Source organism: Tunturiibacter gelidiferens (assembly GCF_014201335.1).
GTDB lineage: Bacteria > Acidobacteriota > Terriglobia > Terriglobales > Acidobacteriaceae > Edaphobacter > Edaphobacter lichenicola_E.
On sequence record NZ_JACHEB010000005.1, the window covers coordinates 291,351 to 307,980 of the forward strand.

16 protein-coding genes and 1 tRNA gene are annotated in these 16,630 nt (G+C 57.7%); 5 read left to right on the forward strand and 12 right to left on the reverse strand.

Annotated features, from left to right (window positions below; all coding sequences use genetic code 11):
* Positions 1 to 75 precede the first annotated feature (75 nt).
* A complete protein-coding gene (locus HDF14_RS12475) occupies positions 76 to 3,345 on the forward strand; it encodes a choice-of-anchor D domain-containing protein (RefSeq protein ID WP_183977095.1) in 3,270 nt (1,089 codons plus the stop codon).
* Positions 3,346 to 3,506: 161 nt separating this feature from the next.
* Here HDF14_RS12475 and HDF14_RS12480 read toward each other — a convergent pair.
* Positions 3,507 to 3,583 (reverse strand) — tRNA-Arg (locus HDF14_RS12480).
* Between the two features lie 123 nt (positions 3,584 to 3,706).
* Here HDF14_RS12480 and HDF14_RS12485 point away from each other — a divergent pair.
* The gene (locus HDF14_RS12485; RefSeq protein ID WP_183977097.1) at positions 3,707 to 4,279 is read left to right on the forward strand and encodes a DUF2911 domain-containing protein; all 573 of its coding nucleotides are present in this window, start codon (positions 3,707 to 3,709) and stop codon (positions 4,277 to 4,279) included.
* Positions 4,280 to 4,326: 47 nt separating this feature from the next.
* On the opposite strand, the gene HDF14_RS12490 is transcribed toward HDF14_RS12485, so the two are convergent.
* The 10 genes from HDF14_RS12490 to HDF14_RS12535 form a co-directional block, all read right to left on the reverse strand.
* A complete protein-coding gene (locus HDF14_RS12490; protein ID WP_183977099.1) occupies positions 4,327 to 4,614 on the reverse strand; it encodes a hypothetical protein in 288 nt (95 codons plus the stop codon).
* A gap of 1 nt (position 4,615) precedes the next feature.
* Positions 4,616 to 6,163 carry an aminomethyl-transferring glycine dehydrogenase subunit GcvPB gene (gene gcvPB, locus HDF14_RS12495; RefSeq protein WP_183977101.1) on the reverse strand — a complete coding sequence of 516 codons (1,548 nt, stop codon included), beginning with the start codon at positions 6,161 to 6,163 and terminating at the stop codon, positions 4,616 to 4,618.
* 2 nt (positions 6,164 to 6,165) lie between these two features.
* Complete coding sequence (locus HDF14_RS12500) at positions 6,166 to 6,510, reverse strand: hypothetical protein (RefSeq protein ID WP_183977103.1); 345 nt, start codon at positions 6,508 to 6,510, stop codon at positions 6,166 to 6,168.
* A 2-nt stretch (positions 6,511 to 6,512) separates the two neighbouring features.
* Positions 6,513 to 7,856, reverse strand: a complete 1,344-nt coding sequence (gene gcvPA / locus HDF14_RS12505) for an aminomethyl-transferring glycine dehydrogenase subunit GcvPA (protein WP_183977105.1) — start codon at positions 7,854 to 7,856, stop codon at positions 6,513 to 6,515.
* A gap of 3 nt (positions 7,857 to 7,859) precedes the next feature.
* The gene (gene gcvH, locus HDF14_RS12510) at positions 7,860 to 8,249 is read right to left on the reverse strand and encodes a glycine cleavage system protein GcvH (protein ID WP_183977107.1); all 390 of its coding nucleotides are present in this window, start codon (positions 8,247 to 8,249) and stop codon (positions 7,860 to 7,862) included.
* Positions 8,250 to 8,305: 56 nt separating this feature from the next.
* Positions 8,306 to 9,442, reverse strand: a complete 1,137-nt coding sequence (gene gcvT, locus HDF14_RS12515; RefSeq protein WP_183977109.1) for a glycine cleavage system aminomethyltransferase GcvT — start codon at positions 9,440 to 9,442, stop codon at positions 8,306 to 8,308.
* A gap of 94 nt (positions 9,443 to 9,536) precedes the next feature.
* Positions 9,537 to 10,100 carry a hypothetical protein gene (locus HDF14_RS12520; RefSeq protein WP_183977111.1) on the reverse strand — a complete coding sequence of 188 codons (564 nt, stop codon included), beginning with the start codon at positions 10,098 to 10,100 and terminating at the stop codon, positions 9,537 to 9,539.
* Between the two features lie 94 nt (positions 10,101 to 10,194).
* On the reverse strand, positions 10,195 to 10,737 hold the full coding sequence (locus tag HDF14_RS12525; RefSeq protein ID WP_183977113.1) for a hypothetical protein: 543 nt from the start codon (positions 10,735 to 10,737) through the stop codon (positions 10,195 to 10,197).
* Between the two features lie 110 nt (positions 10,738 to 10,847).
* Positions 10,848 to 12,470 (reverse strand): acyl-CoA mutase large subunit family protein, encoded by a 1,623-nt coding sequence (locus HDF14_RS12530; RefSeq protein WP_183977114.1) that lies wholly within the window; start codon positions 12,468 to 12,470, stop codon positions 10,848 to 10,850.
* 46 nt (positions 12,471 to 12,516) lie between these two features.
* The gene (locus HDF14_RS12535; RefSeq protein ID WP_183977116.1) at positions 12,517 to 13,068 is read right to left on the reverse strand and encodes a hypothetical protein; all 552 of its coding nucleotides are present in this window, start codon (positions 13,066 to 13,068) and stop codon (positions 12,517 to 12,519) included.
* 400 nt (positions 13,069 to 13,468) lie between these two features.
* Here HDF14_RS12535 and HDF14_RS12540 point away from each other — a divergent pair, with 400 nt between their 5' ends.
* Both HDF14_RS12540 and glgC read left to right on the forward strand, forming a co-directional pair.
* Entirely contained in the window at positions 13,469 to 13,789 is a 321-nt protein-coding gene (locus HDF14_RS12540; protein WP_406707212.1) for a hypothetical protein, read from the forward strand.
* Positions 13,790 to 13,953: 164 nt separating this feature from the next.
* Positions 13,954 to 15,270, forward strand: coding sequence for a glucose-1-phosphate adenylyltransferase (gene glgC, locus HDF14_RS12545; protein ID WP_260698246.1), 1,317 nt, complete (start codon positions 13,954 to 13,956; stop codon positions 15,268 to 15,270).
* Positions 15,271 to 15,360: 90 nt separating this feature from the next.
* On the opposite strand, the gene HDF14_RS12550 is transcribed toward glgC, so the two are convergent.
* A complete protein-coding gene (locus HDF14_RS12550) occupies positions 15,361 to 16,161 on the reverse strand; it encodes a hypothetical protein (RefSeq protein WP_183977122.1) in 801 nt (266 codons plus the stop codon).
* Between the two features lie 170 nt (positions 16,162 to 16,331).
* On the opposite strand from HDF14_RS12550, the gene tatA reads away from it, so the two are divergent.
* Positions 16,332 to 16,544, forward strand: a complete 213-nt coding sequence (tatA, locus tag HDF14_RS12555) for a twin-arginine translocase TatA/TatE family subunit (protein WP_183977124.1) — start codon at positions 16,332 to 16,334, stop codon at positions 16,542 to 16,544.
* Positions 16,545 to 16,630: the final 86 nt, after the last annotated feature.

Consider the following 16,630-nt stretch of genomic DNA (forward strand, 5'->3'; position numbering starts at 1 on the left):
TTGTCTATCTCAATGCGAGTACTTGCAGCCTTTTGGCTTTTGCTTTGCAGTTCTATTTCCTTAGCCCAACAGTACGTGCCAACCCGCAATATTCAGAGCAGCCGTCCAATCCTCTTCGAACCCAGTCCAAGCGGAGAAGTCGATGACACCGCCCTCATGGGAAGAGCGACCGGCATCACTATCCAACTTCGTCGGGCCGCCATCACTGTCAGCTTGCACGAAGCCCATTCCGACCAATTCGAGATCAAATTCGCGGGCGCACAACCGTCCGCTCCTCAGGGAACTGATCTTCAGAAGAGTGAAACCAACTATCTAGTAGGCACGGATCCAAATCGATGGCGTATCCATGTTCCCAACTATGGTCGCGTTACTTACGCGAGTCTTTACGCTGGCATCGACGCCGTTTTCTACGGCAATGGTCGGCAGCTCGAACATGACTTTATCGTCTCTCCCGGCGCGGACTACCGCCAGATCCGCATGCACTTGTCAGGCAACACATCAGCTTCCCTCGACGGCGGCGGAAGTCTGTGCATCCCCCTCGCGCACGGCTCTCTCAAGATGCAGAAGCCATTTATCTATCAGGCAGACGCTGGTAAAAAAATACAGAGGAGCGGTGCGTTTCGCCTGCTCCCTGGCGGTGACATCGGCTTCTCGGTCGCGGCGTATGATTCAAGCCGTCCCCTCATCATCGATCCCGTACTCTCATTTTCGACCTATCTCTCACCCGCGGCGGAGAATGCAAATCTCATCGCCACAGACGCTGCCGGCAACAACTATGTATCCGGATATGGATCGCTGGGTATTCCGGTCACCTCTGGCGCCTTTGCAGGATGCTCAACCTGCACCGTTAGTAATGTGGTCACCTTCGTGACCAAACTAAGCCCCGACGGAACCACACTCCTATACTCCACGGTGTTGGGTGGAAATAGTTCCGCCCAACCGACTGGCTTAGCTGTCGATGCGAATGGCAACGCGATTGTCTCAGGCTGGACGGGCGCGACAGATTTTCCTGTAAAAAACGGTCAACAGATCGCCCCGCTCAATAACGCGTACGCTGGATTTCTCGTTTCGCTTTCTCCCAATGGCTCCTCGCTTAACTATTCAACTCTGTTAAGCACCAGTCCATCTTTCAACCCAAGCTCGATGACCTATGCCAAAGCGGTTGCGCTGGATTCCTCAGGCAATGCCTACGTCACTGGAACCACAGGCAATGGATTCTTCACGACTCCTGGCGCACTAAACCAAGGAGGCGGGGGCGACCACGCCAATCAGTTCAACATCTTTCTCGCGAAGTTCAGCCCCTCTGGGGTCCTCGCATACAGCGCAGTACTCGGCGCCGCTGATCCGCAAAATGGCGGCGACGGCCCTATCGGCTCATCTGCAATCGCCGTCGATGCGACCGGAGACGCCTTTGTCTCGGGACAAGCTGGCATTCTCTGGCCCGTCTCCGGCAACGCGTACCGTACGCAAATCGCCGGCTCCATGCCATATGCGGCACCCTTTGTCACCAAAGTCGCTCCCGACGCGTCCAGCCTGCTTTACTCCACCTTCCTCGATTACGCCTACGTCGTGAACGGCATCGCAGCACTCCCCGATGGTAGCGTTTTCATCGCGGGAACTAGTCCCGGTTCCAGTTATCCAACGACTTCTGGTGCCTTCCAGCCGAGTCCGGGCGCGTCCGGAGGTTCAAGTGGCGGCTTTCTCACGCAGCTCGACCCTAATGGAACGAGCTTGGTCTACTCCACCCTGATTGGTGATTCCACATATCGACTCAACGGCCTGGCCCTCGATTCCGATGGAGATATGTGGTTAGCTGGTGAGACGCAAGACGCACAGTTTCCCATGGTCTTGCCTCTTCAGTCCTGGTTTCCGCAGTCCCAAATCTCCCTCCCCGTCGCTTCCGTGGCGACCCAGTTCGATCCGTCCGGCAAGACCCTGAAGTTCTCAACGTTCCTCGGCGGCAACGCCGTTGGATATGCAAGCAACGTCGCTATTGACAGTAACCACCGCGCGCACATTGCGGGTGCTTCCGAGTACGGCATGTACACCACAACGGGCGTGTATGCGCCCTCTGTTCCTGCGCCGGGTCCAGGATTCAGCGGCGAGACTTTTGCTTATCTAGCAGTCATCGACCCCACTGTTCCCGCTCCCGCTCTTTGTATCTCTCCCAACAACGCGATCTATTACTCCGATGTCAATGCCGGAGGATTCTCCGACCAACTGCTAACCATTACTAACTGTGGCACGCTGCCACTCACGATCAACAGCATCTCCGCGGCCGCGGCAGTCTTCACTGTCCCTGCGTCTGAAAACAACTGTCCACAAACCATTGCTGCGGCTCAGAGCTGCACCGTAGTCGTGCGTTACTCACCTACCTCTCCGGGTACGAGCAGCAACTCTACTCTGACCATTGAATCGAACGCTCCCATCCCACAGATAGTCCTATCTCTTGGCGGCAAGAGCACAGCCGCGCCAGTGGCTACGTTTTCTCCCACTTCGCTCACCTTCGCATCACAGGAAGTCGGCAGTACGTCCGCTGTGCAGACCGTAACGCTGACGAACACCGGAACCGCGAATTTAACAAACTTCATCATCGAGATCACCGGCGCAAATACGGCCTTTTCAGAGACCTCAACAACCTGCAATCTCACGCTCTCTACAGGTACCTCTTGTTCGATCAACGTCACCTTCACGCCTGCCTCGGCAGGAGCAGTGATGGCTTCGCTGGTCGTCCTTGATGCAAACGGTGTCACCTTGTCTCCTCAACCTCTCACCATCTCTGGAACCGGAACCCAGACCCCCTTTACGATCGCCACACAGACAGGCGGAAGTACTGGGACCACCGTCTCGGCTGGCAAGCCGGCAACATACTCGCTCGCGGCCCTTCCAGCGAACGGATACTCCGGTACCCTTGCGCTGAACTGTAGCAATCTACCCACGAACGCCTCCTGCACCTTCACGCCATCCACGCTCGTGGTAACGGGAGGCACGACTGCGCCCTTCACCGTAACCATCAACACGGCAGCCAGCCAAACGGGCGCTCTTTTACATGCCATGAGCCTCGGCTCGCTTGTAACAGCCGCAATCTTCTTCCTACCCTTTGGCGCAAGACGTAGGCGTGCAGCTATTCCGGCGATCCTCGTACTTCTGGTATTCGCGTCGATTTTCTCCTCCATTGGGTGCAGCAGTGGAGGGACTAGCAATAGCGGCGGAAGTGGCGGGAATTCTGGAAATCCCCCGACGCCCCCACAAACCAACGTTGCCCCGGGTACCTACACGGTTCAACTGTCCGTCTCGACAGGTACAACAACAGTTACTCAGCCGCTCACTTTAACCGTTCAATAGCCTGGCGGGCCCCATCTCAGCGAACACTTGTCATTAGGACGGCCCCGCAGTGGTTATCATTTCCGATCCCGGACGGATGACGGCAAACCGGAAGCTATCCCGTTGTGCCTCTAAAGTCGTCTTTTCGGAAACTACACGCCGCTTCTTTGGATGTGGGAGGATGGTGCGCCCGAGAAGATTCGAACTTCTGACCTACAGCTTCGGAGGCTGCCGCTCTATCCAGCTGAGCTACGGGCGCATACCTCTAGCCTAGCACGCACCGCCCCCGGTTGACAGCCTGCGGCCTCCCGGTTGAGCATCATCCTCAGCCCGCAAACATACTCCCATCAACGCCCACGAACCCAGGAAAGAGAGATTCCCCATGCAGTTCCGCTCCTTCGCCCTCGCCGCTTGTTGTACCCTACTAGCCGCCGCAAACCCTCTCCAGACGAACGCTCAGAGCGGAGGCGTCAAAATGGACGGCGCCCAATCCTCTGCCAAGCCCATCGCCAGCCCCCCGGCAACCGCCGAAGTCAGCCTCAACGGCAAGCAGGTCGTCATCCACTACAACTCGCCTCGTCTCAAGGGCCGCGCTATCGGCACCACCATCGTCCCCTATGGCCAGGTCTGGCGAACCGGAGCCAACCCCGCCACCACCTTCATCACTCCAACAAACTTGAAGATCGGCACCCTCAGCGTTCCCGCTGGCACCTACACCATCTACACCTTGCCCAGCGCCAGCCAGTGGCTTCTCATCGTCAACAAGCAGACCACTCAGTGGGGAACGGAATACTCTGAGGCACAGGATCTGGGCCGCACGCCCATGACCAGCAAAACACTCCCGGCCTCTCAGGAGAACATGTCCATCTCCTTCGAGAACACTCAAGGCGCCAACACTCAACTCCACATCAAATGGGCCACCACCGACGAGTACGTCAACGTCCAGGCGCAGTAGCGCCACCGAATCACGGCGTCTTCGCAACCATTCAGCGAAGGCGCCTCCTACTCGGCTTCCACGGCAGGGCTCTCTGCCGCCTCTCGCTCCAGCCTCAGTCGCTCCATCACCGACGAGATCAGCTCCTTCGCCCCGTTGAGGTTCATCAGCACAGCCTGCAGATCGAGCGCCGGCACCGTGGGATTCCGTGTGCTCGTGCAATAAACCCCATGCTGCCCCACCAGGATCAGCGCATCCGTCAGCACATCCAGCGTCACCGCCAGCCGCCCGCGCGCCTCCCCCATCATGAACTCATACTTCTCAAGCTCCGCCTGCCGATCGTAAAAGACGGACACGCTACCACTCCTTCGCGGCCGTATCGACCAGCACCGGCTCCGGTGCCGCAGGAGCCTTCCAGCGAAGAATCGGCTTCCTCGCCGCAGTAGTCTCATCCAGCCGCTGCACTCGTGTCGTATGCGGCGACGTCTGCACCAGCTCAGGATTCTCCTCTGCCTCCCGGGCAATCTGCTTCAGCGCATCGATCAGCAGGTCAAGCTCCTCACGGCTCTCGCTCTCGGTCGGCTCAATCATCATCGCGCCCTGCACCACCAGCGGGAACGAGACGGTATACGCATGGAAGCCATAGTCGATCAATCGCTTGCCCATATCGCCCGTCTTCACGCCGTTCTTAGCCTGCAGCTTGTCCGAAAACACAACCTCATGCAGCGACTGGGTTTTGTACGGTAGATCAAACGTGCCCTCAAGCTTCGCGCGAATGTAATTCGCATTCAGCACGGCATCCTCGGTCGTCTGCCGCAATCCATCCGGCCCATTTGCGAGAATATAAGCCAGGGCCCGCACAAACATTCCAAAGTTGCCATAGAACATCCGCACGCGGCCAACCGTCTGCGGTCGGTTGTACTCGAGCCCTAGCTTTCCATCAGCCTTCGTCACCACAATCGGCGTAGGCAGAAACGGCTCCAGAATCTTCTTGCAAGCCACCGGTCCCGAACCCGGACCACCGCCACCATGGGGCGTCGAAAACGTCTTATGCAGATTCAAATGCATCACATCGACGCCGAAATCACCCGGCCGCGTCTTGCCCACCAGCGCATTCATATTCGCGCCATCCATGTACAGCAGCGCGCCCTTCGCATGCAGAATATCCGCAATCTTATGAATGTCGCTCTCGAACACACCAATCGTCGAAGGATTCGTCAGCATCAGCGCAGCGGTATCTTCATCGACCATCCGCTCTAACTCAGCCACATCCACCATGCCCTGAGCATTCGACTTCAGATTGGCAACTTCGTATCCGCACACAGCAGCCGTCGCAGGGTTCGTCCCATGCGCCGAATCCGGAATCAAAATCTTCTTCCGCGGGTTGCCTTTGCTCTCGTGATACGCCCGAACCAAAAGGATCCCCGTAAACTCGCCATGCGCGCCAGCTGCCGGCTGCAGCGTAATCGCATCCATGCCTGTAATCTCAATCAGCGCGTCGGACAGCGTCTGCATAATCCCAAGGCAACCCTGCGACAGCGACTCCGGCTGATAAGGATGCGCCTCCGCGATGCCTTCCAGTCGCGCCACCGCCTCATTCACGCGAGGGTTGTACTTCATCGTGCAACTCCCCAGCGGATACATCCCTAGATCAATCGCGTAGTTCCACGTCGAAAGCCGCGTGAAGTGCCGAATGATCTCAATCTCGCTCAGCTCAGGCATCACGCCCAAATCCGTCCGCACGGAATCCCCCAGCAGCGCAACCGAATCCACCGCCGGCACATCCAGCTGCGCCAGCCGATACGCTTTCTTCCCCGGCGAAGACTTCTCAAACATCAAATCTTCGTTCTGATTCGTGTGCGTCGTAGCCTTCTTCGGCGTCCCTACAAACTTCTCAACTGCCATAGTTAAAACTCCTGCGCATCCGCTGCGCTTCCGGTCTCCGAGTAACTCCCCGACTCCGGTCCATCCAAATCTTCTTCCCGCAATGAAAGTCCAAACACCGTGCCATTCTCGAACTCAATCGTCAGCGCATCGCCCTCTTCCAGCGATGCCTGCACAACCTTGTCGTCGATCTGCGCGCAAAGTGCATTCCGATACTCCGGCTCTCCATAAGCCACCGAAAACTCCGGAAACAAAACATGCGGCCAGGCGTAAAACGTCAGCAGAGGAGCGTCGAATCGAAGCTGCAGAAAATCTTCAACGAACTCAACAGCCTTCAGCTCTTCGCCAACAATCGCCGAAACATCCATCGCTAAGCCTTCTTACCCGCAAGCGCCGCTGCGACAGCATCCATCTGCTTCCGTGTCGTCAACTCCGTCGCGCACCACAAACTCGCGTTCGGCCCGAGCTCTGGATACCACTTCGCCAGCGGCAATCCCCCGATAATCTTGTCGCCAAGCAGAGCCGCGTTCGTCTCCTCGGCACTCTTCGGCAGCTGCAGCACAAACTCATGAAACCGCGGCGCCCCGTCAAACAAAACCTTCGCGCCGGCAGAAGCGCCAAGCACACTCTTCAAATAAGCCGCCTTCGCAAGATTCTGCTCCGCCAGCTCCTTCATCCCCTGCTTGCCATAGACACTCAGGAAGATCGTTGTCATCATCGCAACCAGCGCCTGATTCGTGCAGATGTTCGAAGTCGCCTTCTCGCGCCGAATATGCTGCTCGCGAGTAGACAGCGTCAGCACAAACCCACGCTTGCCGTCCTTATCCTTGGTCTCGCCGATCAGCCGGCCCGGCATCTGCCGCAAGAACTTCTCCTTGCAAGCAATCACGCCGCAGTAAGGCCCACCGTATCCAACCGCTACGCCATACGACTGCGCCTCAAGCGAAACAATATCCGCCTCAGCCGGCGGCCGTACGATCCCCAGCGAAACTGCCTCCGCGATCGAAACAATCAGCAGCGCACCCTTCGCATGAGCAATCTCCGCAATCGCGGCAACATCCTCGACCGTCCCAAAGAAGTTCGGCGACTGAATCAACACACAAGCCGTATCCTTCGTAATCGCCGCATCGAGCGCCGCCACATCCACACGCCCATTCGCCGAGTACCCAACCTCAACCGTCGGAATTTCCTGGTGCTGCGCATACGTCGCAATCACCTCGCGATACTCCGGATGCACCGTCCGCGCAATCACCGCACCATCGCGGCCCGTCACGCGCACAGCCATCATGATCGCCTCAGCCGCGCCGGTCGAACCGTCATACATCGACGCGTTCGCAATCTCCATCCCCGTCAGCTCGCAGATCATCGTCTGAAACTCGAACATCGCCTGCAGCGTTCCCTGCGATATCTCCGGCTGATACGGCGTATAGCTGGTCAAAAACTCACCACGCTGCACCAGCGAATCAATAATCACCGGCCGATAGTGCCGATAGACACCCGCGCCCAGAAAGCTCGAATAACCAACCGCGTTATTCTCCGCAAACTCGCGAAAGCGATCAAGAATCTCCGACTCCCCATGCTGCCGGGGAACCGCAAGATCGCGCTTCAGTTGAAACTCCGCTGGAATCGTAGAAAACAGATCGTCGATCGATGCCACGCCAATCTCAGCAAGCATCTCCTCGCGATCCACGGGGGACTTCGGCAAATAGCGCATCTTTTAGTGTCCGGTCTCTTCGCTGGTAAATTTCTCGTAATCGGCTGCGGTCAAAAGACCATCCACCTGCTTCGCATCCGCAAGCTCAACCTTCAGCAGCCACGTCGTATTCGCGTCCGCATTGATCTTCTCCGGAGCGTCCTTCAACTCTTCATTGATCGCCGTCACCTTGCCCGACACCGGAGCAAAAAGATCAGACACCGCCTTCACCGACTCCACCGAACCGAAGCTCTTCGCCGCTTCAACCGTATCGCCCACCTTCGGCAAGTCGACAAACACAATATCGCCCAGCGAGTTCTGCGCGTAATCTGTGATCCCGATCGTGCCAATGTTGCCATCGACCTTGATCCACTCGTGTTCCTTCGTATAGCGATAGTCCGCAGGATAAGCCATTCGTCGTTCTCCGAAATCCAAAAATTAGGTTGGTAACTCAATTGTAGATGCTGCGGCTAAGCGGATTTCTTCGCCCTCTTATAGAAGGGAAGTGGAACCACCTTCGCCTTCACCATCTGGCCACGAATCTCCACCGCGACCTCAGTATCAAGAGCCGTATACTCCCCCGGCACATAAGCCATCGCGACGTTCTTCTTTAAAAATGGCGAAGGCGATCCGCTTGTAATCTCCCCAAGCCGTTTTCCGTCGATCGAAAACACGGTATAACCATCCCGTCCAATCCCGCGCTCGATCATCTCCAGCCCTACCAGCTTGCGCCCCGGCCCACCCGCTGCCTGAACCTCCAGCAGCGCCGCGCGCCCAACAAACTCCGGCTTGTCGAGCTTCGCATACCGCCCAAGCCCCGCCTCGAACACATTGATCGTGTCCGAGATCTCATGCCCATACAGCGCCATTCCAGCCTCAAGCCGCAGCGTGTTCCGCGCCCCCAGCCCACACGCCAGAATCCCAAACTCCGCGCCCGCCTCCAGCACCTCACCCCACACTCGTGCGCTCGTCGGCTCATCCGATGGAATATAAATCTCAAACCCATCCTCACCGGTATACCCCGTGCGAGCGATCATCACGTTGTACAGTCCGCACACCTGCCCCCACGTAAACCAGTAGTTCTTAATCGTGCTCAGATCCGTCGGCGTCAGCTTCTGCAACGTCTCCGCCGCTCGCGGCCCCTGGATCGCAAGCTGCGTGTAGTAGTCGCTGAAGTCGTTCACATGCACGCCTGGCATATGCCCAATCGTCCTCCGCACCCACTGAACATCCTTCTCCCGCGTTCCCGCGTTGATCACGATCAGGTAGTCGTTATCCGAAAGCTTATGCACCACCACATCATCGACAAACGTCCCATTCGGATACAGCATCGCCGAGTAGTGCGCCTGTCCCACAGCCAGCTTCGAAGCATCATTCATACAAAGGTGCTGCACCGCCGCCAGCGACCCGGGCCCACGCAGCTGAATATCGCCCATATGCGATACATCGAACACGCCCACCGCGGTCCGGACCGCCATGTGCTCCGCGATCAGCCCGCAGCAATCCACCGGCATATCCCATCCGCCGAAATCAACCATCTTGGACTTAGCCGCCCGGTGTACCGCGTTCAGTGCTGTCTTGCGAAGTGGGGCCATTGTCTCTGTCATAGCGTTACTTCCTTCTATTGTCTGAGTCCTGCCCTAAAACGATAGCATCCAGCGGCCCCATCCAACCACTCGCGCACTTACTTGCGGAGCCGACCTAATTTCCACTCTTCGTCTTCAACGCTTCAACCCGTTGCTTCAATGCGGCATACGCGGCATCGGTCGGTTGACCCTGCGTCTGCCACACCACACCTCCCCGTCTATCGACAACCAATAAATAGGCATCATCCGCCACCCCGTAGTGAACTAACGCGCGCCAACCCTCTTCATGGTCCGTAATCGGCACGATTCGCTTATGCGCTCTCTCGGGTGCCGATGATCGAATCGACCGCAACAAAATCCCACGCAAGAAACCGGGTACCGAAGCCACCACCGGAAGTTCGTAGTAAGCCACCACATTCGAAGTGCGATAGTCCCCAGCGATCTTTTGCGCCCAACCCGTCACTGCATCACGAGAACCGCGACTGAACCCCAGAACAAGAATCCCTGCGGCTTTATCCTGCAAATCCTCAGGCAGATTCACCGCCTGGTTCGCGAACGAAGTGCCGTGTACCTCCGGAATCCGCTCCGCAGCGGCAGGACCGACGACCGCTGCCCCATTCACTGCAATCAACGGGAACAACAGGCTGCGGCTAAGGTAGACCTTCACGCCACGAATCATTCGACAAGTCTACTGCTCCCACGATCCAGTCTTCGCCGCAGCAGTCAAGTCGATACGATCCAGTGAAACTTTGCCGGATGACTTGAACTACCTCTCAGTGCATCCCGCTAGGCAGTGATTTCGTCAGTCGTCCCGCATCCAGCACAAGGGTCGCTAACGCCTCGTCGAAGTTGTGGTCATGCGTCTTCTGCTTCTCCGCTGGGGCAATCGACTCCGTCAGCGCCCACAGAACATAGTGCGTCGGCCTGTCATAGATCGCTAGCCGAAACATCGGCAGTGGATCGGATGCGCCCTTCGATTTATCTGCGTTGGAAGGCCCGCTCGGAGCCGAAAGCTGCAACTCAAAGACAAGATCCGCCTCCGCCGGAGACGCGACGAGCTGGTACCGTCCCCAGCTCAGTACGTCAGCATAAAACTGGTTGAACGCCCTGTCCGGATCGCCGCTGAACGGGTGAGGGAACAGCCCGCTGTCCGCACCCGCATTTGAAAGAAAGATCTTCTTCGCACTCACCAGCGCCTGTGGCACCGGGGCCATTGTTGGAACAACAGGCTCCTGTCCAAACGCGAAATCCGCAGCCAAAACTCCAGACAAAACCGCAACAACGCCAAAGCTTGCAATCGACCGAATCCTGATCATCGTGCCCTCTCCCTGCAAGACGTATCACCGCAAAACAGCAAACCTGTCCGCGCAATCAATCAGACGCACAACAAATCTCAAATGTTTCGCCGCAAGAAAAGCTCTGCGATCTAGACCGTGACCGTCTCCCGGTATTCTCCAAACACCTTCCGCATCGCATCTGCGATCTCCCCGACCGTCGCGTAGCTCTCGACTGCATGAAGGATCTTCGGCATCAGGTTTTCCCCGCTTCGAGCTGCATCTTCCACCCTCCGCAACGCCTCCGCATGCGCACTTTTGTCTCTCCGCAAACGCAACGCCCGCACCCGCTCCACCTGCCGACCCTCCAGCGCCTCATCGATCCGCTGAATTGGCACCGCAACCTCCTGCTCGCTGGCAAACTCGTTCACCCCAACGACAACGGCCTCCTTCGCATCTACCGACCGCTGATACCCGTACGCCGCATTCTGTATCTCGCGCTGCACATATCCCCGCTCAATGGCATGCAACATCCCATACTTCCCACCCAGATCGAACCGGCCAATCGCAGCCAGATACTCCTCCGCTCGCCGCTCGATCTCATTGGTCAGCGACTCCACATAAAACGACCCAGCCAGCGGATCTACCGTCTGCGCCACCCCACTCTCATGCGCCAAAATTTGCTGTGTCCGCAAAGCAATCCGTGCCGCATTCTCCGTAGGCAGCGACAACGCCTCATCAAACCCATTCGTGTGCAGACTCTGCGTCCCACCCAGCACCGCCGCCAGTGCTTGCAGCGTCGTCCTCACCACGTTGTTCTCCGGCTGCTGCGCCGTCAACGTCGAACCCGCTGTCTGCGTATGAAACCGTAGCATCCAACTACGCTCCTTCTTCGCGCCAAAATGCTCCCGCATAATCCGCGCCCACATCCTCCGCGCCGCCCGAAACTTCGCCACCTCTTCCAGCAAATTGTTATGCGAATTGAAGAAAAAACTCAGCCGCGGCGCAAACGCATCCACATCAAGCCCTGCATCAATCGCCGCCTGCACATACGTCATCCCATCCGCCAGCGTAAACGCCACCTCCTGCACCGCCGTACATCCAGCCTCGCGCATGTGGTATCCCGAGATCGAGATCGTATTCCACTCCGGTACCTCCTTCGCGGCCCACGCAAAGATATCCGTCACCAACCGCATCGCATGCGTCACCGGATAGATATAAGTCCCGCGCGCAATGTACTCCTTCAAAATGTCGTTTTGAATCGTCCCGTTCAGCCCCGCAACATTGGCCCCGGTCCGTTTAGCCACCGCAACATACAGCGCCAGCAAAATCGAAGCAGTAGCATTGATCGTCATCGAGGTCGAGATCGTATCGAGCTCAATCCCATCGAGCAGCCGCTGCATATCCTCGATCGAGTCAATCGCAACCCCAACCTTCCCCACCTCACCCAGCGCCAGTGGCGAATCCGAGTCATACCCAATCTGCGTCGGCAGATCGAACGCCACGCTCAGCCCTTTGGTCCCATGAGCCAGCAAAAACTTATACCGTTTATTCGACTCCTCGGCGTCGCCCATGCCCGCGTACTGGCGCATCGTCCACAGCCGTCCGCGATACATTGTCGGCTGAATCCCCCGCGTAAACGGATACTCTCCCGGCTCGCCCACCGTCGCGCCCGCGTCGAAACCCGCAAGATCCTCGGCCCGATACACCAGTTCCACTGGAATTCCGGAACTGGTTTCAGGTTTCCCCGATTTGTTTTTAGTGTTTTCAGACATGCCGAACAAGTGTAACCGTCAGCCCACCTCACCGGCTCGTCGGCAACTAGCTCCGCTTACCCCTACGATTCGCCTTCACAAAGCTGCTGACGCAAAAATATCCAAACACCACCGACATCGCCACGGCCAGCAGCAGATGCATGTGCGCCTCATGGTTTCCCGCAGTCTCATGCAGCCCCCCGCGCATCTTCCACGCGCTACTGGCAGCCGAAACCGCAAAGATCCCAAAGAAGACCCCCGTCAGCTCCAGCCACAGCTGTCCCGAAAGTTTCACAAACGGCCCCCACACCGCCTCACCAAACCGCTTGCCGCCGCGCTTCAGCCCCTGCCCGGTCAGCACCACTTGCTGCGTCGTCTGCGCAGCCTTCTGTCCCATCCGAGCCGCCGTCGACTCCGCCGCAACACTCGTCGTGGCCCGTCCATCCGCAGTCTTCCGCGCGCCCGAGGGATTCGGTGCCGTCGCTGCATCCACCGCTGTCACCAACGTCTTGGCTGCCGCACGAGCTCCAAACCCCAGCGCACGTCCAAACCGAACCGAATCCATACCCAGAGTGTAGCCGTTCCCTCTGCATCCACGGAAGCCAGCAGCAGCGACCAACTTTTACTTCCTCATTTTCATCCTAAGACGCATCGTTTTTCCGCGTCACGGAATCAGACACCAAAAAGGGAGGGAGCAAACCGATGAAGAGCACACTTTGGACGGTTGTCGATCTCTGCGCCGCCGCGACCGGATTCTTGGTCTTAGGATGCCGCCACATTCTGCCTGTAGAGCTTCTCGCTCACCGACCAGACAATTTTTGGGATGACCATCCCACTGTAGTGGAAACCACTTAGACTCCATCCTCTTTTTCACCGAAGAAATCCCGTTGCAGCCCCCGCTTCTATGGGCGTATTCTTTAACCAGTGACGCCGACATACCCGCAATGCCGTTCCCGCCGGTCACCTTCGCTGGGAATACCCGATGCGTGGAGTAGTTCGAACCATAGGGAAGCCCGGAGGTGGCATTGAATCAGAAGGTCAAAAACCTGATACAGAAACTTGGCGAAGCTATCCACGAGTCCGTTTCGGAGTCAGAGGATATAGCAGGCGTCGTCAAAAACATCCGCGAACAGGGTTTTGATGTCCTCCTCATGCTTGAGGCCACTATCGGTCTCAACGAGGTTGAGGCAGAAGCCGATGAGGTCACCGACGCTGCCGACGAAGGCACCGAGGGGCCATTCACCTCAAACGACCTAGACTTTCTGAAGTCCTTGCGCATCAGCCTCGCTGAAGACGAATCAACCGACAGTCCCGAGTCAACCGGCAGCACCGAGGTCTAAGCAACGTAGTCTGAACCCCGAAGTCTAGCCAGCCTCACTTGACGAGGCCCAGGCCACATAAACCGGGCCTCGTCCCCTCCGCTCTGCCCTGTACATTCCAAAGTCAATCTCACCGTGGTAGACTCGCGTTTCCCTGTAACACGCGAGTCGCTTTGTGCATCTGACTGACGTGCTATGAAGATAAGCCGCTCAACGCAGAAGTCGGAGTTCGAAAGACTATGAAAGATACCCTAGGTGTTTTGCTCGCTGGTGGCGCTGGCGAACGGCTCTTTCCCCTCACCCGCGATCGCGCAAAGCCGGCGGTCCCCTTCGCCGGCCAGTACCGAATCATCGACATCACCCTCTCCAACTGCATCAACTCCGACCTCCGCCACGTCTACATCCTCACCCAGTACAAGGCCCTCTCGCTCAACCGTCACATCCGCGAAGGCTGGGGCACCGTCGTCGCCAACGAGCTGGGCGAGTTCATCGAGATCCTGCCTCCCATGCAGCGCGTCTCCAAGAGCTGGTATCAGGGCACAGCCGACGCCGTCTACCAGAACATCTATTCCATCGGCTCCGAAGAGCCCAAACACGTCCTCATCCTCTCCGGCGACCACATCTACAAGATGAACTACGCCCTCATGATGCAGCAGCACGTCGACTCAGGCGCCGACGTCACCCTCGCCACCCTCCCCATCGCCCCCCACGAGGTTCCCGCCTTTGGCGTCGTCGAGGTCGGCAAAAACGGTGATGTCCTCGGCTTCGAGGAAAAGCCCAAAGAGACCAAGATCCGCTCCCCCTTCAACCCCGACATGGTCGACGTCTCCATGGGCATCTACATCTTCAACACCGACATCCTGCTCCCCGAGCTCATCAAGGACGCCGAAGATCCCAACTCCAAGCACGACTTCGGCCACGACATCCTGCCCAACATCCTCGGCCGCGTCAAAATGCACGCCTACAACTTCGTCGACGAGAACAAGCAGAAGGCCCTCTACTGGCGCGATGTCGGTACCCTCGAGGCTTACTACGAGGCCAACATGGACGTCGCCGGCGTCACCCCCACCTTCAACCTCTACGACAAGTCCTGGCCCATGCGCTCGCGTCCCTATCAGTACCCGCCTGCCAAGTTTGTCTTCGGCGAACCCGGACGCACCGGCATGGCCATCAACTCCATCGTCTCCAACGGCACCATCGTCTCCGGGTCCGTTGTTCGCAACTCCGTCGTCTCCCAGGACGTTCGCGTCAACTCGTACGCCGATGTCGACTCCAGCATTATCTTCGCCCACGTCAACATCGGTCGCCACTGCCGCATCCGTCACGCCATCATCGATCGTGACGTTCATATCCCCGACGGCACCGTCATCGGCTACGACCCCAACGAAGACAAGAAAAACTACTTCGTCTCACAAAGCGGACTCACCATCGTCACCCGCGACTACTCCGTCTACGAAAACCCCGTCTCTCCCGAATTTCTCCAGCAAGGCAACACCTGGTAGAGCAGGGAACACCACAACATCGACCCACAAAACAAGAGCGGGCCGCCAATCAGGCGGCCCGTTTCTCTCTTCAAACGCAACGATAAACCGTTAGTTCTTCTGCTTCCCCAACCGATAAACCACACCACCCGAGATCGCAAAGAACTCCCGCGTCTCAGTCCCGAAGTGTTCCAGAATCAAATCCGGCGAAAGCCGAATCGCCCAGTTCTTCGATCGGTTGATATCGATGCTGCCGCCGAGCGCCGCAATCGGCTTGGTCCGGTTCGTATAAAGCCCCGTAATCTGCGAGAAGGTAGGCTGCCCTGGCTGTCCTGGCCTCAGGTCATCATCAAAGGTCCCATGCGATGCGCCGCCATACGCGTGGTAGTTGATCGCGACATATTGGTTCTTCGGTCCACGGTACTGTGCTCCCGCCATTATCATGTTCATGTAAACCAGTGGACGGCTCAGGTTGTAGGGAAGTCCCTGCGCCTGCCCAAACACCGGCGTCGTTCCCGCCTCGCCCCGATACTGCACGCCTACGCCCACATGGTTCGTGAACCAATGGTCGCCGGGAAGCCAGTACGTCGCCAGAAACTCCGCGCCACCCATATTCATTCGCTTCGGCAGCGACTGGCCCGCCTGGAAGTTCATGAAGTTGAGTCCGACATAAAACTCATACTTGTTGTCGTAGGTCACCGGCGCCGCCAACGCGATCTTCGAATTCGAGATCGGTACCGTCGTCGTTTGCGTCGCTTGCGTAGCCGCTGAAGAGGACGAGGTAGCCTGTGCCCGGCTCATCGTCGCGCCCGTCATCAACAAACCCGTTGCCAACACTCCAAACATTGCGCGTCTTCCCGTCACTCGCGCCCCAGTCACTCTCCAAGCACCACTCGTCTTCAATCGCAACATCCGTCTCCGAATCTCTTCCAGCATCTGCTCCTGCACATGTTCCAGTTACCAAGATATAACGTTCAGCCAACATCTGCCTCGGCCGCCGCCACGTATCTCTCAGTAGACTGCACCTGTGCGACAATAGTGGGTGGCAGTCGAGGCATGTGCCAGGCTGCAGGGAGAAACATATGGGCGAACTATTTACACCAACACATCTCATTGTCATTGCCGTAGTCGTTCTGGTTCTGTTCGGCGGCAAAAAGCTGCCGGAGCTCGGCAAAGGCCTCGGCGAAGGCCTCCGCGGCTTCAAAGATGGCATGAAGGGCGTCACCGACGAGGTCAACAAGCCCGCCGACACCACGCACGCCGTCACCCCCAAGCCCGAAGAGACCGTCAAGTAGGCCTCCAGCACGAACGGAAGCGCAGTCCTGATAGTGCAAAACACCGAAATTTGGTAGAAATGCGGATGCCCATGTCTCCAGTCTGA